Consider the following 23827-nt stretch of genomic DNA (forward strand, 5'->3'; position numbering starts at 1 on the left):
CCTATTTTTGAACTTTTATATTTTCCTTTTTGGATCGAATTCTTCTAGGTAATCTCCAACTTTTCTTAGGAATGATCCTCCTAAGTAACCATCAACGACTCTGTGGTCAAATGATAATGAAAGATACATCATGCTACGAATAGCAATTTCATCGCCTTTTTCGGTAGTGATTACTTCTGGGCGTTTTTTGATGATTCCTAAGGCTAAAATTGCAACTTCAGGTTGGTTAATGATAGGTGTCCCCATTAAACTACCAAAGGTTCCAACATTAGAGATTGTGAACGTACTCCCTTGAATTTCTTCTGGTTTAAGTTTGTTATTACGTGAAGCATTTGCTAAGTGATTTACTTCTGCAGCTAATCCTTTTAGATTTTTGTCATCTGCATTTTTCACCACAGGAACAATTAGGTTTCCACTTGGTAATGCCGTTGCCATTCCTATATTGATGTCTTTACGTTCTATGATTTTCTTTCCATCTTCTGACACCGAAGCATTGATTCCTGGGAAATCGATGACTGCTTTTGCAACAGCTTCTACAAATAATGGTGTAAACGTAAGTCGTTGATTGTATTTTTCTTGAAAAGGAATTTTATTAGCATTTCGCCAATTTACCATATTGGTTACATCTATTTCAATGTATGCTGTTACGTGTGGCGATGTATGCTTTGAATACACCATATGATCTGCGATCATTTTTCGCATACGATCCATTTCAACTACATTGTCATGTCCTTCTACATATTTTATTGGTGGTGGATTGTAACTACTTTTAGCAACTTTTGGAGTTGCTTGTGGGCGACTTGTTAATGGATATTGTCTATTTTTTAAATAGTTAAACACATCACTTTTACGAATACGTCCTTCTGCACCAGTTCCAGGAATGCTTTGCACTTCCTCAATGGTCATGTTTTCTTTTTTTGCGATACTTACAATAAGTGGCGATAGGAATGCATCTGGGTTTCGTATAAACTCCGTATTTCGAGCATTCAATTCAGAATTACTCGAAGTTGACTTACTTGCCGTTTTTGGTTCTTTTGAAGATTCTTTTTTTACTTCTTCATTCGATATTTCTTGTTGAATATTCGAAATTTCAGAAGCGTCAATTAATGCAATCGTTTCTCCAACAGGCACTACATCATTTGGCATAAAGAGTAGTTCGGTAATGACACCTGTACATGGTGATGGTACTTCTGAATCAACTTTATCTGTCGCTACTTCTAAAATGGTTTCTTCAATTTCAATCGTATCTCCTACATCTTTCATCCAACTTATGATAGTGGCTTCTGAGATACTTTCTCCCATTTTGGGCATTTTCAGCGGTATTATAGGCATGAGCGCGTGTATTTAAATTTATTCCTGCTTTGAAGTAAAAAGCGAACAAAAATACTAATTTTCTACTTTATCAAAATGAATACACTATAATTGATTCTTATTTGTAGTGTTTTTTTCTTTATTTTTGACTTTTAAATGTATTTTTTTCTTTTAGAAGCTATTTGATATGGTTTTTATATAATTTTTATCCGAATCCTTATGAAATTAGATCAAGTCGATTTGAAGATTTTGAAATTATTGCAACAGAATAGTAATCGGACAACCAAAAGTTTGGCTGAAGAATTGCAAATGTCAACAACTCCTGTTTTTGAGCGAATTAAAAAGCTTGAAAAAGAAGGTTATATTGACGATTATGTTGCTTTGCTAAATGCTAAAAAATTAGGTTTAAAACAAACCGTTTTTATTGGAATTACGCTACAAGGTCATACACGCAGTTATTTGGAGAAGTTTGTAAAACAAATAAACGATTTCCCTGAAGTGGTAGAATGTCATCGTGTAACAGGAAATTTTGATTATTTGTTGAAGTTAATTGTAGAAGATGTAGAAGCGTATGAGAAGTTTATTATTACCAAACTAACACTACTTCCGTATTTGGGAAGTGTACAAAGTTACATTACGTTGTCAAAAGGAAAACAAACGCACGAGTTGAATTTGGCTGATTTATAATATTCTTTTTCATTTTTGGTTTGATTCAAAAATGAAAAAATTAAGTTTTAGATAGAAAATCGCTACGTATCATTCATACTAAAGTTACATGCGTTAAACTCCGCTTCGTGCTTTCACTTTGTTGTTCATTATTTCTTACTAAAACCATTACATGCTCATTATATTTGGAATAAATAGTATTTTTAAGTTATGGTAAACTTTAAACTTGATTTTTTGGATCATGTTGCGATTCGTGTAGAAGATATGGACGCTTCTGTTGCTTGGTATAAAAAGGTTTTAGGATTGAAACGGTATCGACTTCCTAAATGGGGCGATTTTCCAATTTTTATGTTGTCTGGAAAAACAGGAATTGCACTGTTTCCTGCAAATACGAACGATCCGAGATTTGACAAAATATCTAAGAATGTAAAGATTGATCATTTTGCGTTTCAGGTAAGTCAGGAAGCATTCGCGAAAGCACAAAAGCATTATCAAGATTTAGGACTCACGTATTCTTTTCAAGATCATCATTATTTCCATTCAATTTACACCAAAGATTTAGACGAACATGTTGTTGAATTGACAACATTGGTCGTAAATGAAAAAGAGTTTTATACGTAAAATTTAATCCATGAAATTCTCTTTAATAACTATTTTAAGTTTTTTTTCAATTCATTTCACGTATTCACAAGTTACAAACACAAAAGAAGCAATCGTAAAAAACAAAGTGAAATCGTCTACAGAAAGATATTGTTTTACTAATTCTTCAGAAAGCTGTACTACGGTTTATCAAGCATATGATAAACGCGGAAATACTGTTGAATGGGATATGCAACGTTTAGGAACTAAATATAAATATGTGTATGATTCCAAAAACAGAAAGATAGCTAAATTTTGGATTAACAAATCTGCTACTACAAAAATTGACACTACACAGTATATCTATGACACATACAATCAAATTATTTCTAAAAAAACTCCTGAGTATAACAAGGTTTACAAGAATAGTTATGATGAAAAAAATCGCCTAGTCAAACGAATTTATACATTTACAAATCAAGATAAAGATTCTACAGCAGAAATAGAAATTTATACATGGACGTCTTTTAATAAAATCAAATCTGAATATTTTTTCACCCTAAAAAAAGGGCAAGAAAAAGACACTTTGCATTCGACCTTTAACTCTTTTGAATATGATATTTATGAGAATTTGACACGTGAAATACATTATAAAGACAACAAAATCATAAATACAATTTGTTATGATTATGACACTTCTTTAAGATTGAGTGAACAAAAAGAATATGATGATGAAAGTATTGAATTTTGGAACAGTGAGTATGCTGAATATAAAGATCGAATTGAATATTACGTAACTAAAATAACCTACGATTCTAAAGGAAGAATTGAAGAAAAATACACTTATTTTAATGATCCTTGTATGAGTTTGGACGATCATTTTACGTTTAAACATTTTTATAAGAAAAATGATTTATTACAAAAAATAGAAGTTATTGCTAAAGATAAAATTATGTTTACAATAAGTTTCACATATACTTTTTATTAATTACTTCCATATAAAATCAGACCATAAAAAAGCCATTTCTAAAGAAACGGCTTTTGCTTTTGAATGTTTAAAAACCAGTAATCATACGAATGCTACCTGAACCACCTTGCGCTACATATAAGGTATTTCCATCTGCGGAAGCCACAATACCATTGGGCGTATTGAATGTTGCTACATCACCATTACCATCTACGCCTCCTGCAATGCCTTTTTTTCCGGCAATGATTTCCGCGACTCCTTGCATATTAATCTTATAAATAACATTATCTGTAATAGCCGTTGTATAGAAGTATCCATTGGAATATATAATAAAACCTATTCCTCCATTTATTGGTAGGTTTACAAATGTAGATTTAGCACCACTTATTGCATCAATTTTAATAATTTTCCCAGAAGCATAATCAGAGACATATATGTTATTATCTGCATCTAATGTAACACTGCTATTGTTATAAATGGAATGACTTATAGTGGCTTTTGTTCCGTTAGGATCAATTTTTGTTACTGCACTATTTACATTGTTGTTTGTGTACAGGTTTCCATCTGAATCAAATGCCAATGCTATTGTTCCTAACACATTGTCTGCAATGGTTTGTATTACGGCTCCTTGACCTGAAATTTCAACAATATCTGATACATTGTACCTTGCTAAATATAATTTCCCTTCATCGTTAAATACCATGCCTGCAGCTCCATGCTGATTTTGAGCAAATAGAGAAACCGATTGATTTGTGTCTATTTTATATACTTTAGAATCCCCATAATTGGATGCAAACAAATTTCCGTTGCTATCAATTGCTAATCCATCTGCAGCGAATAAAGAAACATATGTAGAAACTTGTACAGAAGACGTTGGTGGGTCGACAGGATCAACAGGATCTGGCGGATTTTCTCCAATATCAGGATTTTGAGGCATTATACTTATATCATCCGAACTGCCATCAGAACAACTTAATATTGGTACAAGAAAGAGAAGTAAAATGACGGTTTTAGTTACTGTTAATGTGTTTTTCATAATTGCATTTTTATAGTTTTAATACCGCAATTATATAAACTCATCTAGTGGAAATCGTTCAAAATCATGATTTGGAACCCATTATTTACTCTTTTTCTTGTTCTTTCACGAATTGAAATGGTGTTTTCCCCATATACTTTTTAAACTTTGTATTGAACGTTGTTTTTGAATTAAATCCAGCTTCATACGCTAAAGCTAAAATTGTCATTTTTTTACTTTCTCCTTTTCTAACAAGACTCATAAATTCTTGAATACGATATTCATTTACAAAATCATTAAAGTTTTTTTTGAATTCTTCATTAATAACATACGAAACAATATTGATCCGAACATTCATCATTTCTGCTAATTCTTGAAGTGTTAATCTAGGTTTTAGATATGGTTTTTCAGCTAACATCAAAGCAGTCAATTTTTCCTTTAATAATGTAGATTCACTACTACTCAACAACAGCTGTTTCTCCTTTTTAGTTACTACTGGCATTTTGAATAATTTAGGTTGAATCATTGCAAAAAATGCCAATACATACGTCAAGAACACCATTGTAAACCATATAACTATATATCCATACATACTTAACGGATTGTAATATCCCGAAACCCAAGATATATAGGAAAAAAGCCAAGCTGTTAAACACACTCCTATTAATATCAGAATTACCGAAAGATAGGTTGGAGATTGTTTAAAAGAGAAGTTATTATGAGTGCTTTTTTTGTAACGACGTAATTGTATTATATTTAACAGTAAGTAAAATATATTTAAGAAAACAGCAGCACCTTCTATAATAATAAAGCGAAGTCGAATATGCTGTGACCATAGTATTCGCAAGGGATTTGACTCTTCTAACAGCAATGGAATTTCAGACAGCAAAAATATACATGCTGGAATCAAGTGAATTAAGAATTCTTTCTTATTAAAGCTATAGGTTGATAAGAGTTTTTTAAAATAAAAATATAAGATTGGCCCATATAAATATATAATTGCATCTGGTAGTGCTAAAAAATTTGGTAGTTTTTTTATTAGGTTTGTATCAATAACAACTCTGCCCAACATTGTACAGACGAGCATACATATAAATACAGATAGAAACTTATTTGCTTCTTTGTTTCTATCTTTAATTCTAAATAAAAGTATGACAAAAATGGAACCTTGTAAGATCCCTAAAATCAATAATACAGTAAAAAAAGTAAATTTCATAGCACTCAAATATACATTAAAGTATATGTGCATATTTTATAACAATTGTTAAAATTTATCAGAAAAGAGCTTCTTTAGCACTTCATGAAATCGTGTAAGGTTTTGTAAAATGCATCTTGCTTAGGGCAATTATTTTACGCTTAAATATTTTTATAAGAGAAGTGATATACTAGATAGAATAGAGGTTTTTGAAGAAAGCAAATCAAGATTTATGATTAGCTACGAGCATCCTTTTTATTTAACATTTGGTTAAATTGACATCTTGGCTTGAAACAAAGAAATAATTCTTTTTTGTAACAAGATTATTTTTACAGATACATATACAATAAAGCCATTTAAAAGATGAATTTGATAACACTAAAAACATTTGATAATTTTATTGACGCTCACTTACTAAAATCTAAATTGAAAAGTGAAAACATTGATAGTTTTTTATATGATGAAAACATTGTCACTTTAGATCCTGTTATGAGCAATACTTTTGGTGGAATCAAACTTAAGATTAATGAATTTGATTTTGAAAAAGCTAATGAAATCATATCTTTTATTGAGAACAAACCTTTTATCGATGATAACAAAAAAGTGTTGATTTGCCCAAATTGTAATTCTCAAAAATTATATGCTGGATTTAAATCCATGAAAGGAATTAAAGGAGTCTTATCCATTATTGTTTCATTTGTTTTGCTAGTATTTCCAATCTATCAAAAATCTGTATTTAAATGTAAAGATTGTGACACTGAGTTTACCTACAAGAGATAATTATACTACTTCCCCATAAAATCACGCAGTGTATCATAAAACGCTTCTTGTGTTGGACGATCTTTTGGAACTTCGCGTAAAGGCTGAACTTCGCGTAAAGTTTCATGACAATCTTTTGGCAATTGTTGATAGAGTTGTGTGCCTTTGGTTTTCCAAGCAATCATTTCGTCGCTTACTTGCTTGATCACTTTTGCAGGATTTCCAACTACTAAACTACGGCTTGGAATCTCAGTCTTCGCTTTCACAAATGCCATAGCACCAATGATACTTTCATCTCCAATTTCGGCATCATCCATGATTACAGTATTCATTCCAACCAAAACATTACGACCAATATTTGCACCGTGAATGATAGCACCATGACCAATATGTGCACTTTCTTTTAGTACAATAGATTTCCCCGGAAACATATGTACCGTACAATTTTCTTGCACATTTACGCCATCTTCTAAAATAATTTCTCCCCAATCGCCACGAATTGCCGCTCCAGGACCGATATAGCAATCCTTTCCAATAATTACATTTCCAGTAACTGCCGCTAATGGATGTACAAAACTACTTTCGTGTACAACTGGTATGTATCCTTTGAATTCGTAGATCATGTTTTTAGTATTGAGATTTTAGTAATGAGTATTAAGACATCGTAATATGAAAAAAGATTTCGCATCAAGTGCGAAATGACAATTTGTATTGAGTAGTAAGAAAATCTTAATTCTCCCTACTCAATATTAGTATCTATTTTACGCAAATCGCTTCAAAGTCTCTTTCGTAAACTCAGAAAGTACCAAACGTCCTGAGATTGCAGCGCGTTCCGCCAATAAGTTATCCCAATCTTCCGTTCCTGTCCAAAATGCTTTTTTCATTTCTGCCATCGCTTCTGGGTTGTACGTACATAAATGGTTTGCAAAAGCGGTTACAGCTTCATCTAATTCTTCATTGGTTTCGTATACTTTCATGTATAAACCTTTGCTTCTCGCCCATTCTGCATCATAGAAACTGTTGGCATCAATAGCAATTTGCGACATTCCACTTAAGCCAAGTTTACGTTCTACGGCTGGTCCAACCACAAAAGGTCCAATTCCCACATTTAACTCACTTAGTTTGATGGATGCAAATTTAGATGCCATGCAATAATCTACAGCAGAAGCTAATCCAACGCCGCCACCAACTGTTTTTCCTTGCACACGCCCGATGATAAATTTTGGACATTTACGCATCGCGTTGATCACATTTGCAAATCCTGAAAAGAAGATCCTTCCAGTTTCTGCATCGTTGATATTGATGAGTTCTTTGAAACTTGCGCCTGCGCAAAATGTTCTATCTCTTCCGCTTTTTAGGACGATCACCTTGATCTCATCGTTGGTTCCCGCATCAGTAATAGTTTGTGCTAGTTTAGCTAGTATATCTCCTGGCAACGAGTTGTGCGCTGGATGAAAAAATTCGATGGTTGCTACACCGTTTTGTATGTCTTGTTTTACGTATGGATCACTCATAATTTAGATGTTAGTAGTGAGTCATTAGTATAGAGACTCGCTACTTGTGTTTATGTTATCTTTTTTCTTTTTCAATTCTAACTACTCAATTCTCAATACTATAAAAGATTGAATTGTTCGAAATGGTGGTTGAAGTGTTTCGTATTCATCAAACTCCACTCAAATTTATCTAAGTTTCCAAAAACTGCATTTTTCGTAGTTGCTTCAGGGTTTTCTTTGAAGTATAACTCAAATGCATCGTATGCTTCTAACAATTTCGTTTTGGCTTCCGCCAGATTTTCATAACGCGATTCACTAATTAATCCTTCTAATAGTTTTGGCGCGTCAAAGTTTCTTGGCATTTTATCGTGCGTATACAAACTGTCTTGTACTTTTTCAAGATATTTTTCTGGTGTTTCTATTTCGAAATCTTGGATTTCTCCAGAAGCAACTTTCAACGTATATTCTAAATGTTCTACCATTTGTTGCGCAGACATTGTTCCCCAAACTGGTTTTGTGTCTTCTGTCAATTTTCCTAAGTAGTTTTGAATTGTTTTTTTGTTGATCGTTGCAAACGGGTTTTTCTTTTGAACCATTGTCAAAATCGTCGCAATGGCAACTAATTCATCTTCCTGATCGAATACCTCAACGAACCATTTTACAATTCCACTTGGCAATTCTTTCCCACGTGAATCTCTATCAATTCTTTCTTTACATGTCAAACGTACATAAATGGTATCATTATGATAAATTGGACGTAAGAAACGACATTCTTCTAAACCATAATTTGCAGCTACTGGACCTTTGTTTGGATATACAAATAATCCTGCGGCAGCAGCAATGATAAAGTATCCGTGTGCTGTACGTTTTTCAAAAATACTTCCCTCTAACGAAGTGATATCTGTATGTGCATAGAAATGATCCCAAGTCAAGTTTGCAAAGTTGATAATGTCTGTATCAGTAACTGTACGCTTGTGCGTTTTTAAAGACATTCCTGCTTCGATATCTTCCCAATGATATGCAAATGGATGTTTTGGTGTTTCTTTGTATTCGGCATTCGCCTGATAGATTCCTGTGACTTCTGTTAATGTGGTTGGCGAACCTTGAATGGCGCAACGTTGCATGTAATGTTTGATGCCTCGCATTCCACCCATTTCTTCTCCTCCACCTGCACGTCCTGGACCACCATGCACCAATAATGGTAATGGCGAACCATGACCTGTACTTTGTTTTGCCATGTCGCGATTTCCGACTAAGATTCTTCCATGATGTGAAGCCGCTCCAACTACATATTCTTTTGCACGTTTGTCATCATTTGTGAAGATTGAAGATACTAAAGATCCTTTCCCCATTTGTGCTAATTCAATAGCTTCATCCATGTTTTTGTACGGCATAATGGTACTTACAGGTCCAAATGCTTCTATTTCGTGAACTGCTGTATTTTTGAATGGATTGTTTTCTCTTAGTAAGATTGGACTTAAGAAAGCTCCTTTTTCTCCATCCGCACCAACGGCATCAATGGTATCTAAACTTCCGTATACGATATCTGCAGTTTGTGCTAGTTTAGACACTTGGTCTTTTACAGATTGCACTTGCGCTTTGTTGATTAATGCGCCCATACGTACTTCTTTCAGTCTTGGATCACCAATCGTAACTTTATCTAACTGTTTTCCTAAAGCAATTTGCACATCTTCTACTAAGTTTTCTGGAACGATAATTCTTCGAATAGCCGTACATTTTTGACCTGTTTTTACGGTCATTTCTTTTCGAACTTCTTTGATAAACAAATTAAATTCTGGAGTTCCTGGCACTGCATCTTCTCCTAAGACTGAACAGTTTAAGGAATCGGCTTCCATTGTGAATGGAACTGCTTCTTGTGTCAATCTTGGATGTGCTTTTAAGATGCGACCTGTATGTGCAGAACCTGTAAAGGTTACTACATCTTGCGATTCTACGGTATCAAGAATTGATCGTGTCATTCCACTTAGTAACTGTAGTGAACCTTCTGGTAAGATCCCAGAATCAACAATAACTCTTACAACGGCTTCTGTTAAATATGCTGTTTGTGGCGCAGGTAACACAACTGCTGCCATTCCTGCCATCCAGTTTACGGCACATTTTTCTAACATTCCCCATACTGGGAAATTGAATGCATTAATATGAACTGCAACTCCACGTTTTGGTACTAGGATATGATGCGCCATGAATCGTCCACCACGAGAAAGATCGATTGGGTCGCCTTCTACGTGATATGGCTGATTTGGAAATAGTTTACGAAGCGATGCATTTGCGAATAAGTTTCCGAATCCACCTTCAATATCTATCCAACTGTCTACACGCGTTGCTCCAGTTTTGTAACTGATATCGTAGAATTGTTCTTTTCGTTTGTTGAGATATAAAGCTAATTTTTTAAGCATGTTTCCACGCTCTTGGAAGGTCATTTTTCGAAGTTTTTCGCCTCCTTTTGTTCTTCCATACGCAAGTGCCGCTGGAATATCAAGTCCTTCTGTAGTTGCAAATCCGATAGTTTCTCCTGTTACGGCATCAAACATTGGTGAACCGTCGCCAGTTCCTTGTGTCCATTGTCCGTTGATATAGCTTTGTAGAATCATGTTTGTTGTTAGTTTTTTGTTGTTGGTTGTGTCGCTTACTCAGATGTTTTTTGTCACGAATTCACAAATTGTTTTGTTTCTCTTTATTTTAAATTGACTCGAATTGCGCTTTGAAACCTCTCAATACTCAATACTAAACTCTCAATTCTAGTTTCTCGCGTTAGCGATTGAGGTTTTGTTGGAGCTCCTCACTTCGACTCCGCTCAGTGAACTCGTTTATTTAAGAGTTGTGAGAGCGACTACCGAAAGCGCGACCCTTGCGGTAACGCCCAAATTTATATTTTAATTATTTACGTTTTCAATGATGGCAGCATAGCCTTGTCCGACACCAATACACATGGTAATTAGTGCGTAACGTTTGCCAGTTTCCTGCAATTGCAACGCCGCAGAATAGGCAATACGCGCGCCTGTAACTCCGAGTGGATGACCAATTGCAATGGCACCACCATTTGGATTGATTCTGGCATCATCGTCTGCCAATCCCCATTCGCGAATACAGGCTAAACTTTGCGCTGCAAAGGCTTCATTGAGTTCTATTAAGTCCATGTCATCCATGGTTAACCCTGCTTTTTCCAATGCTTTGTTGGAAGCATTTACAGGACCAATTCCCATGATACGCGGTTCTACACCAACAACTGCCGAACTTACAATTCGCGCCATAGGCTTGAGATTGTATTTTTTGACGGCTGCTTCGGAAGCCACGATTGTTGCTGCTGCTCCATCGTTTAAACCTGATGCATTTCCTGCCGTGACACTTCCACCTTCTTTTTTGAACGCCGCTCTTAGTTTTGCTAAGATTTCTGGTGTTGTGGTTGGTTTTATGAATTCATCTTGATTGAAGATGATTGGATCTTTTTTACGTTGTGGAATTTCTACCGCTACTATTTCTTTGGCTAATCGTCCCGAATTTTGTGCTGCAGTTGCTTTCATTTGACTTCTGTAGGCAAACGCATCTTGATCTTCACGAGAGATGTTATATTTCTCAACTAGATTTTCCGCCGTTACGCCCATTCCGTCTGTTCCATAAGCCGCATGCATTTTTGGATTGATGAATCGCCATCCGAAACTCGTATCATACATTTTAGCATCCGTACCGAAAGCGCTTGAAGGTTTTGCTATTGCGTATGGTCCGCGTGTCATATTTTCCACTCCGCCAGCAATGAATAGATCGCCGTCGCCAGCTTTGATTGCTCTATTGGCATGAATGATGGCAGATAATCCAGAACTACAGAGTCTGTTTACCGTTTCGCCAGGAACCGTATATGGCAATCCTGCTAATAGTAACGACATACGTGCTACATTTCGATTGTCTTCTCCTGCTTGGTTTGCACAACCGATAATGACATCGTCATACGCATCTTTTGGAATGCTTGGATTGCGATCCGTAACTTCTTTGATAACTATAGCTCCTAAATCATCGACACGTGTGGTTGCCAATGTTCCTTTGAATTTTCCTATGGGAGTTCGAACTCCGTCTATGATGTATGCTTCCATTTTTGAAATGTAAAACTCTAAATGTAAAATTTTAAAGTGTTTGTTTTGATTATCAAACTGTATTTAGTGTTTTATCTTTGATATTTATTTTTTGTTTGACGTTTTTATGCTTGTTGTAAAGATAGCTACTAATTCGCTACACTCTTTTTGATTTTTTTCAAACTCAATCTTGTTACTTACTAAGTTTGCCGCTACCATGATCTCCATGTTGACTTGAGATTCTCTTAATTCTTTTAAGCAGATTTTCATTTTATGGATGAAATCTCTTTTTGATTCAGCTGATTGTGCTTCTCCATAGTTTAAAGCTGCTGATGTAGACGAACGAATCAATTGTTTAATTAAATGCTCGGATGCATATTCTTTTTTTAAAGCGGAAGAATTTACGATAACATTTGCTGAAAATTTCACCAAACGTTTTTGTAAATCATATTGTTTCTTTTTTTCCACTTTATAATTTTTAATTTAAAATTTTACATTTAGCATTTATTTTTATTCTTCCCAATCTTTTTGTGTTCGGTATACAACGCCTTTGAATAGTGCAATGAGTTCGTCACCACGTTTGACTTCAATGATGTTGAAACCGAGTTTGTTTTTTACTTTTTCTATGACTGATTCTGCTACAATGAAATCGCCTTCTTCCAAAGCTTCTATGTGATTGATAGATGTTTCTATAGATACTGCATATTTACCGTGCGTATTTGCGGCAAATCCAAATGCTGTGTCTGCTAAAGAATAACTGATTCCTCCATGCGCTTTCCCCATACTGTTGAGCATGTCTTTTTTGACCGTTAACCCAACTTTGCATCTTCCGATTTCACATTCTAATATCTCTATTCCAAGCCATGTACTGAATGGGTCGAGACTAAGCATTTTATGTGGTATTTTGTTTCCTTGCATTTATGTATTTTAAATGTTGAATGCTAAATTTTAAATTAAACATTTTACATTTTGACTTTTAGATTTATTATTGAAAAAACTTCGTTCCTTCTCTATTTAATTTCCTAAGCAATGGCGAACAACGATATCTATCTTCATGGTATTCGTCGTATAAAGCATCTAATGTTTTCACGCACCAATCGATTCCTTTTTCATCTGCCCAAGCGAGTAATCCTTTTGGATAGTTGACACCTTTGGTCATTGCATTGTCAATGTCTTCCGCGGAAGCAATGTTTAGGAATAATGCATCGGCAGCTTCGTTGATTAACATAACTAAGACACGATCGAATATTTGATTTGCTAGCTCATTGTTATTTGATTCTGAATCAAGTTCAGAATGACGTGTTATTTGTTTACCATTTTCATCATAGTCATAGTATCCTTTTCCAGTTTTTCTACCTAAATATCCAGCTTCAGATAAACGTTTTTGCGTGAATGATGGTTTGTATCTTGCATCAAAATAGAATGCTGTAAAAACCGTTTCTGTTACCGTATAGTTTACATCGTTTCCAATGAAATCCATGAGCTGAAATGGTCCCATGCGGAATCCACCAAGTGTTCGTAATGCTTTGTCAATCGTTGCGAAATCAGCTAAACCCTCTTCGTAGATTCGTAATGATTCACCATAGAAAGGACGTGCAACTCTGTTTACAATGAAACCTGGTGTGTCTTTTGCGACAGCAACTACTTTTTTCCAATCGGCAATCGTTTGTGTTGCTTTATCAAGTACTTCTTGTGAAGTTTGAATCGCTGGAATGACCTCAACTAATTTCATCAATGGTGCTGGATTGAAGAAGTGAATCCCGATACAACGTTCTGGTTTTTGTAATGATGAAGCGATAGAAGCTATAGATAGTGACGATGTGTTTGAAGCAATGATTGCCTCGTCTGAAAGATATGTTTCTAGTTCTGAAAATACTTTTTGCTTGATATCCAGATTTTCAATGATTGCTTCAATCGTAAGATCTGAATCGCCTAAATCCTTAAGTGAATCTACATAGGAAATATTTCCTTGAATTCTACTTTTTTCAGCTTCATCGATACGTCCTTTTTGAATGAGACGATTTAATATTTTTTCTAAAGCAGCTTTACTTTTGTCCAAAGCAACTTGTTTTGTATCGTATAGTTTTACAATGCATCCTGCGGTTGCAGCTACTTGTGCAATCCCGCTTCCCATTGTTCCTGATCCAATGATCCCAACTTTTTTGATCATAAATTTTAAATGTTAAATTATGAATGTTAAATGTAGTTTTACATTTAAACTTTACATTTTACTGTTTTGTATTTATTTCCCTTTGAAGTTTGGTTTTCTTTTTTCAACAAATGAAGCTACACCTTCACGATAGTCTTCTGATTCACTTGCTTCTATTTGATGTTTTGATTCTAAAGCTAATTGTGATTCTAAGTCGTTTGAAAGTGATTGATTCAATACTTTCTTCGTTAAACCTAATGCTTTTGTTGGCATTTTTGCTAGTTTTTCAGCTAAAGCTGTAACGTCTTCTTTGAATGTTTCTAGTGGCAATACTTTGTATAGCATTCCTAACTTTTCTGCTTCTTCTGCACCTACTTTATCGCCTAACATCATGAGTGCTGATGCTTTCTGAAATCCGATTAATCGTGGTAAAAAGAATGTTCCTGCACTATCAGGAATTAGTCCAATTTTACTGAATGCTTGAATGAAACTTACTTTTTCATGTGCAACTACAATATCACATGCTAACGCAATGTTTGCTCCAGCTCCAGCAGCTACTCCATTTACAGCACCAACAATTGGCTTTTCAATGGTACGAATTCGCTGAATGATTGGATTGTAATGTTCTTCTAGTATTTTTTTGAATCCTGGATTGAGTTCTGGATGTGTGACTTCTTTTAAGTCTTGTCCTGCACAAAATGCTTTTCCTTCTCCAGTTAATACAATCGCTCGTACTTCATCATTTTGCTCACATTGATCTAGTGTATCTTGTAAACGCAATGCCATTTCACGATTGAAACTGTTGAATACTTCAGGACGATTTAGCGTTATATACGCTACATTGTTTTCAATTTTTAATTCAATTGAATTGTTACTCATACCTTATTTTTTTATTTCTATTTTAAATAGAGATTCCCACTTGCGTGGGAATTATTATTTTAAGCATTTAAAGTAATCAAAAGGCTCTAAACAGTCTTCGCATTTGAATAATGCTTTGCATGCCGTGGAACCGAATTGACTGACTAGTTTTGTATTTGTTGAATTACAGTTGGTACATTTTACAATGCGCTTGTCTCCTAGCAACGCATCTTTGTCTGCATCTGGATTTAGTGGCGGTGCAATTCCGTATTCTCTGAGTGCACTTCTTCCGCGTTCTGTAATCCAATCGGTTGTCCAAGCTGGCACTAAAATTAGTTTTACTTTGGAATCATATCCACTTTCTTTTAATGCTTTTGTGATATCATCACCGATTACATCCATTGCAGGACAACCTGAATATGTTGGTGTAATACTTACTTCTGCAATTCCATTAATCAACTGAGCTGAACGCACAACTCCCATATCCATAATAGAAAGCACAGGAATTTCTGGATCCGATACTTTTTCTAAGATTGGAATTAGAATTTCGTCTATATGTTGATTAGTTGCGATCATAGTTAGATAAATGTCGAATACTGATTTTTGATTGATGAGATTCCGCATCAAGTGCGGAATGACGTTGTCACCACTTCATATTCGGATAGGTTCTTTGCATGTATTGCATGTCTGAAAGTAAATATCCCATATGTTCTGTGTGAATCCCTGCTTTCCCTCCTTTTTGGAAATATTTTGACTCAGGAACTGTTAAAGTTCCTTCTTCCAATAAAGCTGTTACTTTTTCGTAATATGCTTCTTTTAATGTTGAAACATCAACTGCAATTCCTTCTTCAGCCAATTCTTTTGCTTCTTCAGTCACTTCAAACAACTCATTTGTGTATATCCAAAGTCCGTCAATAGCTGTTTGCATTTTCTCATGACTTATTTCTGTTCCATCACCTAAACGCTTGATCCAATCACCTGTAAAACGCACATGATACGATACTTCTTTGATTGACTTTTTTGCAATTGCACTTAGTGTTAAATCTTGACTAAACTGAAGCTTTTCTAGTAATAATAAATGAAAAACATCAAATAAATATTGTCTTGCTATTGTATATGCAAAGTCGCGATTTGGCTGCTCTACTAGTAATATATTTTTATATTCACGTTCGGTACGTAAAAACGCAATGCTATCTTCTGTAGCATCTTTACCTTTGATTTCAGCTGCATATTGAAAATAACTACGTGTTTGTCCAAATAAGTCTAAAGAAATGTTTGTACATGCAATGTCAGTTTCTAAACTTGGTCCGTGACCACATAATTCTCCTAATCGCTGACCTGCTATTAAACAGTTGTCTGCTAGCTCAAGTATGTAGTTGTATAGATTTGTTTTCATATTTATTTCCCGTGAAAACGGGAATCTTTTTGTTGTTAAACTTTAGAGTACACTTCGACTCGTTCAGCGTACAGATTTGGATTCCTGCCTTCGCAGAAATAACGCAAATCGTTACATATGTTTTATCTCGTCTGGTAACGTATAAAAAGTTGGGTGACGATATATTTTGTCTTGTGCTGGTTCAAATAATTCTCCGTTATTTTCAGGATTTGAAGCTGTAATATTTTTAGATTCTACAACCCAAATACTTACACCTTCGCTTCTACGTGTGTACACATCTCTAGCATTTTCTAATGCCATTTCTGCATCTGCAGCGTGTAAACTTCCAAAGTGTCTATGTTCTAATCCGTTTTTACTTCTTACGAATATTTCCCAAAGAGGCCAGTTTTTTTCCATTTTCTATGCCCACGTAAGTGGGTAACTTTTAGTTAGTTTTCTATTTTTTAGTAGCTGTATCTGTCTTGATGTGTCTCGACTGCGCTCGACATGACATTTACAGTAATATTTATACCGCTTTCGCTGAATTTTCTTTTTTGATTTTTTGTTTTTCTGCGTAGCTCATTGCTGCATCACGAACCCAAGTTCCACGTTTCCATGCGCCAACTCTGGCGTTCATACGTTCTTTGTTACATGGCCCATGACCTTTAACTACTTGCCAGAATTCGTCCCAGTCGATTTCTCCAAAATCATAATGTCCTGTTTTTTCATTCCATTTTAGGTCTGGATCTGGAACTGTTATTCCTAAAATGTCTGCTTGCGGAACGGTTTGATCTATGAATTGCTGACGTAATTCGTCGTTTGTTTTACGCTTTAGTTTCCACTTCATAGATTGTTCTGTATGTACAGATTCTGAATCAGTTGGCCCTAACATCATTAATGATGGCCACCACCAACGATTTAGTGCATCTTGTGCCATTTGCTTTTGTTCTTCTGTTCCGTTGCATAAAGACATCATGATTTCAAATCCTTGACGTTGGTGAAAACTTTCTTCTTTACATACACGAATCATTGCTCTTGCATATGGTCCATATGACGTGTTACACAATGGTACTTGATTGATGATTGCTGCACCATCTACCAACCAACCAATTGCTCCCATATCTGCCCAAGTTACTGTTGGATAGTTAAAGATACTAGAGTATTTTGCTTTTCCTGAGTGTAATTGCTCGTATAATTCGTCACGAGAGATTCCTAAGGTTTCACAAGCGCTGTATAAGTATAATCCGTGACCAGCTTCATCTTGCACTTTGGCTAGCAAAGCTACTTTTCTACGTAGTGAAGGTGCTCTGGTAATCCAGTTTCCTTCTGGTAGCATTCCTACGATTTCAGAGTGCGCGTGTTGCGATATTTGACGGATGTGTGTTTTCCTATATTTTTCAGGCATCCAATCTTTTGGTTCAATCTTTTCGTCATTTGCAATGCGTTGTTCAAAGATTTCTTCTAAACTTCGACTGCGCTCTGCTCCAGTGTTTTTTAATTGTGCTTCACTCATAATTATGAATTTTAAATTAAAAATGCTAAATGTAACTTTTTGAGGTTTTCATTTAGACTTTATGTTTTTTGTATCATACTGAATCGAGTTCAGCATGACGTTTGATTTTTTTTTTTGACTTCCGCTTTCGCGGGAAGTTTGGCGTTAGGGATTGAGCAATTTGTGTGAGCTACTTGTGAGATGCTGAATCAAGTTCAGCATGACGAACAAGAGCGAGTTGCGAAAGCCCGACCACTTTTTCAGTGGTAACGCCCAAATTATTTGGCTACACATCAAAGTCTACAACGACTTTTTCTGTGGTTGGAACGGCTTGGCACGATAGTACTAATCCGCTTGCTAGTTCTGATTCCACTAATGCATAGTTGATTTTCATTTCTACTGAACCTTCTAAAACTCTACATTTACATGTACTACAAACACCTCCTTTACAAGCAAATGGCAAATCGGCTCCTGCAGCTAATGCGCCATCTAGAATGTTATCGTATTCATCTTCCATGATGAAGTGAAATTGTTTTCCACCATCAACAATGGTAACATCTGTTCCTTCTACTTTTTTCTCAAGTATTTCAGCGATGTGTGCGTTAGACTCTTTTTTATCTCCAGAGAAAAATAATTCGTAATGAATATTTTCTTTTGGCAATCCAGCCGCTTCTAGTTCGTCTCTGATGAGAAAAATCATTTCTTCTGGTCCGCAGATGAAACAATCAGCTGTATCATTGATATCTATAAACGTTTTTGTGAGTGTTTGAATTTTTTCTGGCGTAAATCGTCCATTTAAAAATTCGATATCACGTTGTTCTTTCGTTAAGAAATAAAAGATATTGAAGCGCTGTAAGTATTTGTTTTTCAGCTGTTCTATTTCTTCCTTAAAGATAATGGATTTTACCGTGCGATTCAAGTAAAACAGTTTGAACGTGCTTTCTGGCTCTAGTTCTAAGTGTGTTTTTATGATGGATAGCATTGGTGTAATTCCACTTCCTGCCGCGAATGCGATATAGTTTTTCTTTCCGTTTGGATCAACTTCTACATAAAAACGGCCTGCTGGCGCCATTAAATCAAGTGTATCACCTGCTTTTAATTCTGTATTTGCATAGGTTGAGAATATACCTCCTGGAATTTGCTTTACTGCCACTTTCCATTGGTTGTCAACGGGACTTGAACATAACGAATATGATCTACGAATGTCTTCGTCGTTGATTATTTTGCGTAAGGTTAGGTATTGTCCTTGAATATATTTGAATTCTTCCTGAAGATGCTCAGGAATATTGAATGTAATTACGGTACAATCTGAAGTTTCTTTGTATACTTCAGCTACTTCGATTTCATGAAACTTTGCCATGTACTTTTTTAGTTGTTTTACACAAAACTAACGATTGTTAGTTTGACTTGCAACTAATTTCTTGTTAAATATTACATGTCAGCTAATTACCAAAGAAAAAGAGCACAACATTGTGCTCTTTAGTATTTAAGATTGTTTATATAAATTAACATGCGCGACCACATGTTTCTCTTTCACATGTTATTCCTTCACAGGTTACACATGTTTGTTCTTGCACGCAAGTGTTACTTCCAGGTGGCGTTGGTGGTCCGCCAGCAATAATAGTGTTAAGGTTTGAGATTAGACTTTTTTTAAATCTCAACTTGTTCATGGATTCGTTCTTCATAATGGTAGGTTTTTAAAAGTTTATAACTACCAATTTACAAATTATACTTTACAAAAATTTAATGCTTTTCATTAGTTCTATTAACGCATTTATTTGCTTATTCCCGTTAGTTTTCACTATTTTATAGAGTAATTCCTTTTAGTAATACATTACTCAATGAAGATATCAGGTCTTGTTGATCAATATCTTCTTTTTTGGGAAGCCAAAGATATAACGAACGTAATGTGGAAAGAATAGAGAATAGTATTATTTCAGGATTTACTGTTTTCAGTTCACCTTTTGAGATTCCTTCTTTTAAGATTTGCCGAAAGCTTTCCTCATAGTTTCTACGCAACGTAAGGTAATAGTCAATTTTTTCTTCTAGATGCATCCAATCGTTATTCATCGTTGCCATTCTGGAAGGATTTTTCATGGTAATGTGTACGTGCAATCCAATAATTTGCTCTAGTTTTTCAATACTTGTATTTTCTGTTGCAACAATTGTAGCCATTCCTTCTGTAAATTCTTCTCCAATAGCGATGATAATTTCAGAAAGGATTTTTTGTTTGGATTGAATGTGGTTGTATAAACTTGCAGCTTTGATTCCCATTGCTTGCGCAATATCTCTCATGGTTACCGCACTGTATCCTTTTTTTTTGAAAAGCATTTCTGCAATTCGCACTATTTCTTCTTTTCGAGTTTCAGGTTTTAATGACATGTGTTAAAAATAATCAATTTTTCTATTGAATGTAAACGTTTCATTTTCAGTTATGTTGTTGTATAACATTTGCGTCCAATTTCCTTTTCCATCATATGTATATGCAATTATATATTCTCTTTTTAATAATGGTTTTTCAAGATATATGTTATCTTTTTTCCAATCTAACTCTACAATGTTAATGATATTTTTTTGTGAATCATATTTGTATATAACTTCGGAATAGATACCTCCAGCTTGACTGTAAACAATTTGTATTTCCTTTTTTTCTTTGTCATGATTTATCTTTTTCCGATGCCACATGAGGTTTCCTAATCGGCTATATATTTCATAGCCATTTTGCGTGTCTGTACAAGTTGCAGTAGTTGTATTTCCTACCATTTTGACATAGTCTATAAGTTTTTCAACTTTATTGTCTTTTATAAAGTATTTATTAACTCTTTTCATCAAATTGGTATCTTCTTCTCTTTCAAGTATAATTATTGAATCTTTATAATGCATTAATTCATATAAATATTCATATTTCTCTATTTTTTTATTGTCTAGATATATTTCTTTGATCTCTATACGCTGTAATTTTTGCTCTTCATTATATGTGAATTTTGTCTTTTTAGCAGAGTCTGCATCAGTATCTTCTCTAGTTATTAAACTTTTTTCCATGTTAAATTGATCAATTCTAGTACCAGAATGTTTTTTTTTAGACGTTTCTGAATCAATTTTAAAAACAGTTGTTTCTATTTTTGAGATATTTCCGTAACGCTTTTCATTATGTAATAAGAAGTTTTCAAAATTATGCCCAAGGAAGAAAAAGTAGTCATATATATCCAATTCATCTAAATAAAAATCTTTCTTAAAATCATTTAGAGATGTATTATTCATGAAAGGATTTGGATTTTGAGATACTACCAAATTACTTATTAGCATGAAAATACTAAGGAAAATAAAACGAATTGAAAATCGCATTGTATATTTTTATTTTTTGCTAAGATAGTATTATTGCTGAACTGTGTTTACTAACAAAATAGAATACAATTGTTATTGTATATTTTAATAGCTTTGTCCAAAATTGCAGTATGAATCAGAATATTGAAACGAATCCTTTATTGGATAGACTTCCTCCGCACTTACAACAGTATATAAAACCACAAGATTATAACGAATATACAGCTATTAATCAAGCAGTTTGGCGTTATGTAATGCGAAAAAGTGTTTCATATTTGAGTACAGTAGCGCATCATTCATACTTGGATGGTTTACAAAAAACTGGAATTTCTATAGATACTATTCCAAGCATGTATGGCATGAATCGTATTTTAAAAGAAATTGGTTGGGCAGCTGTTGCCGTTGATGGTTTTATTCCTCCAAATGCTTTTATGGAATTTCAAGCATATAAAGTTTTGGTGATTGCAAGTGATATTCGTCAATTGGAACATATTTCGTACACGCCAGCACCTGATATTATTCATGAAGCTGCTGGGCATGCGCCTATTATTGCAAATCCTGATTATGCAGAATATTTACGTCGTTTTGGAGAAATTGGCGCCAAAGCAATTTTATCCGCGCATGATAATGATATGTATGAAGCTGTTCGAAAACTTTCTATTGTAAAAGAAGCGCCTGGAAGTACAGAGTCTGAGATTGAAGCCGCAGAAAATCGCGTAAACGAATTACAAGCAAAAAAAGTAGAATTGTCCGAAATGGCAATGATTCGAAATTTACATTGGTGGACTGTTGAATATGGTTTGATTGGAGATGTGAATGATCCCAAGATTTATGGAGCTGGCTTACTTTCTTCTATTGGCGAGAGTAAATGGTGCATGACAGATGAAGTGAAAAAGATTCCATATTCCGTAGATGCAGCTTATAAAGAGTTTGATATTACACAACCGCAACCACAATTGTACGTAACTCCTGATTTTTCATATTTGATGCAAGTTTTGGAAGAATTTACAAATACGATGGCATTGCGCAAAGGAGGTTTTAGAGGGTTACGCAAGTTGATTGAATCTAAGAAGATTGGAACTATTGAACTAAGTACTGGCTTGCAAGTTTCGGGTGTTTTTACGGAAATGATTACAAATGAAGATAATGAAGTTGTATTTTTTAGAACAGAAGGACCAACGGCTTTATCCAACCGAGAAAAAGAATTAATCGGTCATGGTGTTGCTACACATCCACACGGTTTTAGCTCTCCTTTAGGAAAACTGAAAGGCATCAATTTGGCTATTGAAGATATGAGCCCAAGAGATTTAAAAGCCTATAGTTTTTATGATGGTGAGCGTATTGCTTTTGAATATGAAAGCGGTATTAAAGTAGAAGGTTTGAACGTTACTGGAATTAGAAATATTAACGGAAAGCTGATCTTGATTCAGTTTACAGATTGCACAGTTACTTATAAAGATAAAGTATTATTTAAGCCCGAATACGGAACGTTCGATTTGGCTTTAGGTAAAAAGATTGTCTCTGCCTATGCTGGTGCTGCAGATTATAATTCGTTTGATGCCACACATTTTATCTCAGAAACTCAAACCGTAAAAGCGGAAATTTCTCAAGAAGATCAAAATTTGGAAATGTTGTATGGAAAAGTTCGTGATTTCAGAACAGAAAAAGATACTTCAATTGCTTTAGAATCAATTTTTGAAACACTGGTAAATGAACACCCAAAAGATTGGTTATTATTGGTAGAATTGTATGAATTGACAAAAAACGAAGAAGATTTACATCAAACTATTAAAAATCGTTTGTACCATTTACAAGAAACGCGTCCTGAAATTGCAGATTTGGTTACTGATGGAATCGAGCTGATTGCTTAAATCTTAGGTTGTTTTGAAAATTGTATAAAAAAAGCGAACCGAAGTTCACTTTCCATTTTTACGATCAAACTACTTATACTTAACAAAGAGCTTCTGTATCTGTGTTTACTTGATATGTATTTGGTACACATCCGCTCACTTTTGTATGCCAACAATTTTTGTCGGTTTTATAGCAAATATTTTGTCCTTGTATATATTTTGATTTATAACAAATATTCACTGTATTTACATTTCCTCCTATTATGTTTTGAGGAGTTTCCAATGCAGAAATTGACTTTTTATTTAATACTAAGTTTTTTAAATTTTTCTTTTTCATATTAATTAAATTTTGAGTTTATATTATTATGGGTGACATTCTGAAATTCATTACCCATAAAGCATAAAAAAAAGCAAACCGAAATTTGCTTAATCACACAAAGACATAATAATCAGTATTAAAAAGATCATATTATTTACGCTTTTCATTAGGCACTATACAAATACGAGGTTGTGTAAGATTGTGTCGCACATCTTCATCTTCATCATCATTATCCAAATCATTAATTCCTCCTGTAACTGCAGAAATCACTTGCTTATTTAATATATACCTCGTGAAATTTCTTGTGCCGATTGTTGTAATTTTTTGTTTTTTCATAATCATTTGATTTTATGTTATGATTATTAGGGGAAAATTTCAAAATTCATTACC

26 protein-coding genes are annotated in these 23827 nt (G+C 34.4%); 5 read left to right on the forward strand and 21 right to left on the reverse strand.

Translation table 11 applies throughout. The features are described from left to right. Window positions 1-15: 15 nt before the first annotated feature. Window positions 16-1332, reverse strand: a complete 1317-nt coding sequence (locus tag Q0828_RS21785) for a dihydrolipoamide acetyltransferase family protein (RefSeq protein WP_298426566.1) — start codon at window positions 1330-1332, stop codon at window positions 16-18. A 198-nt stretch (window positions 1333-1530) separates the two neighbouring features. Between Q0828_RS21785 and Q0828_RS21790 the strand changes: the two genes are divergently transcribed. From Q0828_RS21790 to Q0828_RS21800, 3 genes are all read left to right on the forward strand, one after another. Beyond that, entirely contained in the window at window positions 1531-1998 is a 468-nt protein-coding gene (locus Q0828_RS21790) for an Lrp/AsnC family transcriptional regulator (RefSeq protein WP_298426571.1), read from the forward strand. A 189-nt stretch (window positions 1999-2187) separates the two neighbouring features. Beyond that, on the forward strand, window positions 2188-2598 hold the full coding sequence (locus Q0828_RS21795) for a VOC family protein (protein ID WP_298426574.1): 411 nt from the start codon (window positions 2188-2190) through the stop codon (window positions 2596-2598). Window positions 2599-2608: 10 nt separating this feature from the next. After that, a complete protein-coding gene (locus tag Q0828_RS21800; RefSeq protein WP_298426577.1) occupies window positions 2609-3544 on the forward strand; it encodes a hypothetical protein in 936 nt (311 codons plus the stop codon). Window positions 3545-3611: 67 nt separating this feature from the next. Here Q0828_RS21800 and Q0828_RS21805 read toward each other — a convergent pair whose 3' ends face one another. Both Q0828_RS21805 and Q0828_RS21810 read right to left on the reverse strand, forming a co-directional pair. Next, window positions 3612-4559, reverse strand: a complete 948-nt coding sequence (locus Q0828_RS21805) for a hypothetical protein (RefSeq protein WP_298426580.1) — start codon at window positions 4557-4559, stop codon at window positions 3612-3614. An 85-nt stretch (window positions 4560-4644) separates the two neighbouring features. Next, window positions 4645-5754 (reverse strand): helix-turn-helix domain-containing protein, encoded by a 1110-nt coding sequence (locus Q0828_RS21810; protein ID WP_298426583.1) that lies wholly within the window; start codon window positions 5752-5754, stop codon window positions 4645-4647. Between the two features lie 342 nt (window positions 5755-6096). On the opposite strand from Q0828_RS21810, the gene Q0828_RS21815 reads away from it, so the two are divergent. After that, complete coding sequence (locus Q0828_RS21815; RefSeq protein ID WP_298426586.1) at window positions 6097-6513, forward strand: DUF2007 domain-containing protein; 417 nt, start codon at window positions 6097-6099, stop codon at window positions 6511-6513. A gap of 5 nt (window positions 6514-6518) precedes the next feature. On the opposite strand, the gene Q0828_RS21820 is transcribed toward Q0828_RS21815, so the two are convergent. The 16 genes from Q0828_RS21820 to Q0828_RS21895 form a co-directional block, all read right to left on the reverse strand. Further along, complete coding sequence (locus tag Q0828_RS21820; RefSeq protein ID WP_298426589.1) at window positions 6519-7115, reverse strand: transferase hexapeptide repeat family protein; 597 nt, start codon at window positions 7113-7115, stop codon at window positions 6519-6521. Between the two features lie 138 nt (window positions 7116-7253). Continuing rightward, on the reverse strand, window positions 7254-8006 hold the full coding sequence (locus Q0828_RS21825) for an enoyl-CoA hydratase/isomerase family protein (protein WP_298426591.1): 753 nt from the start codon (window positions 8004-8006) through the stop codon (window positions 7254-7256). Between the two features lie 98 nt (window positions 8007-8104). Beyond that, window positions 8105-10597, reverse strand: a complete 2493-nt coding sequence (gene paaZ / locus Q0828_RS21830) for a phenylacetic acid degradation bifunctional protein PaaZ (RefSeq protein WP_298426594.1) — start codon at window positions 10595-10597, stop codon at window positions 8105-8107. A gap of 282 nt (window positions 10598-10879) precedes the next feature. Then, on the reverse strand, window positions 10880-12091 hold the full coding sequence (gene pcaF, locus Q0828_RS21835; protein WP_298426597.1) for a 3-oxoadipyl-CoA thiolase: 1212 nt from the start codon (window positions 12089-12091) through the stop codon (window positions 10880-10882). Window positions 12092-12175: 84 nt separating this feature from the next. Then, window positions 12176-12538, reverse strand: a complete 363-nt coding sequence (locus Q0828_RS21840; RefSeq protein WP_298426602.1) for a four helix bundle protein — start codon at window positions 12536-12538, stop codon at window positions 12176-12178. A 42-nt stretch (window positions 12539-12580) separates the two neighbouring features. Continuing rightward, a complete protein-coding gene (locus tag Q0828_RS21845) occupies window positions 12581-12988 on the reverse strand; it encodes a hotdog fold thioesterase (RefSeq protein ID WP_298426603.1) in 408 nt (135 codons plus the stop codon). Window positions 12989-13055: 67 nt separating this feature from the next. After that, window positions 13056-14240: a 3-hydroxyacyl-CoA dehydrogenase NAD-binding domain-containing protein gene (locus Q0828_RS21850; RefSeq protein ID WP_298426605.1), complete on the reverse strand. Its 1185-nt coding sequence runs from the start codon at window positions 14238-14240 to the stop codon at window positions 13056-13058. A gap of 72 nt (window positions 14241-14312) precedes the next feature. Next, the gene (locus Q0828_RS21855; protein ID WP_298426608.1) at window positions 14313-15098 is read right to left on the reverse strand and encodes an enoyl-CoA hydratase-related protein; all 786 of its coding nucleotides are present in this window, start codon (window positions 15096-15098) and stop codon (window positions 14313-14315) included. A gap of 54 nt (window positions 15099-15152) precedes the next feature. Continuing rightward, window positions 15153-15653 (reverse strand): 1,2-phenylacetyl-CoA epoxidase subunit PaaD, encoded by a 501-nt coding sequence (gene paaD / locus Q0828_RS21860; protein ID WP_298426611.1) that lies wholly within the window; start codon window positions 15651-15653, stop codon window positions 15153-15155. Window positions 15654-15720: 67 nt separating this feature from the next. Then, complete coding sequence (paaC, locus tag Q0828_RS21865; RefSeq protein WP_298426614.1) at window positions 15721-16473, reverse strand: 1,2-phenylacetyl-CoA epoxidase subunit PaaC; 753 nt, start codon at window positions 16471-16473, stop codon at window positions 15721-15723. A 111-nt stretch (window positions 16474-16584) separates the two neighbouring features. Further along, entirely contained in the window at window positions 16585-16869 is a 285-nt protein-coding gene (gene paaB / locus Q0828_RS21870; protein ID WP_007096629.1) for a 1,2-phenylacetyl-CoA epoxidase subunit PaaB, read from the reverse strand. Between the two features lie 109 nt (window positions 16870-16978). Next, complete coding sequence (paaA, locus tag Q0828_RS21875) at window positions 16979-17965, reverse strand: 1,2-phenylacetyl-CoA epoxidase subunit PaaA (protein WP_298426620.1); 987 nt, start codon at window positions 17963-17965, stop codon at window positions 16979-16981. Window positions 17966-18230: 265 nt separating this feature from the next. Beyond that, window positions 18231-19304 (reverse strand): 1,2-phenylacetyl-CoA epoxidase subunit PaaE, encoded by a 1074-nt coding sequence (gene paaE / locus Q0828_RS21880; protein WP_298426623.1) that lies wholly within the window; start codon window positions 19302-19304, stop codon window positions 18231-18233. 145 nt (window positions 19305-19449) lie between these two features. Further along, window positions 19450-19629 carry a hypothetical protein gene (locus Q0828_RS21885; RefSeq protein WP_298426626.1) on the reverse strand — a complete coding sequence of 60 codons (180 nt, stop codon included), beginning with the start codon at window positions 19627-19629 and terminating at the stop codon, window positions 19450-19452. 121 nt (window positions 19630-19750) lie between these two features. Beyond that, a complete protein-coding gene (locus tag Q0828_RS21890; RefSeq protein WP_298426631.1) occupies window positions 19751-20326 on the reverse strand; it encodes a TetR/AcrR family transcriptional regulator in 576 nt (191 codons plus the stop codon). A 3-nt stretch (window positions 20327-20329) separates the two neighbouring features. Further along, the gene (locus tag Q0828_RS21895) at window positions 20330-21205 is read right to left on the reverse strand and encodes a hypothetical protein (RefSeq protein WP_298426634.1); all 876 of its coding nucleotides are present in this window, start codon (window positions 21203-21205) and stop codon (window positions 20330-20332) included. 194 nt (window positions 21206-21399) lie between these two features. Here Q0828_RS21895 and Q0828_RS21900 point away from each other — a divergent pair, with 194 nt between their 5' ends. Then, a complete protein-coding gene (locus tag Q0828_RS21900; RefSeq protein ID WP_298426636.1) occupies window positions 21400-23139 on the forward strand; it encodes an aromatic amino acid hydroxylase in 1740 nt (579 codons plus the stop codon). Between the two features lie 79 nt (window positions 23140-23218). Here Q0828_RS21900 and Q0828_RS21905 read toward each other — a convergent pair whose 3' ends face one another. Next, the gene (locus tag Q0828_RS21905) at window positions 23219-23455 is read right to left on the reverse strand and encodes a hypothetical protein (RefSeq protein ID WP_298426639.1); all 237 of its coding nucleotides are present in this window, start codon (window positions 23453-23455) and stop codon (window positions 23219-23221) included. 132 nt (window positions 23456-23587) lie between these two features. Beyond that, on the reverse strand, window positions 23588-23773 hold the full coding sequence (locus Q0828_RS21910; RefSeq protein ID WP_298426642.1) for a hypothetical protein: 186 nt from the start codon (window positions 23771-23773) through the stop codon (window positions 23588-23590). Between the last annotated feature and the right edge of the window lie 54 nt (window positions 23774-23827).

The organism is uncultured Kordia sp. (genome assembly GCF_947496985.1).
Lineage (GTDB): Bacteria > Bacteroidota > Bacteroidia > Flavobacteriales > Flavobacteriaceae > Kordia.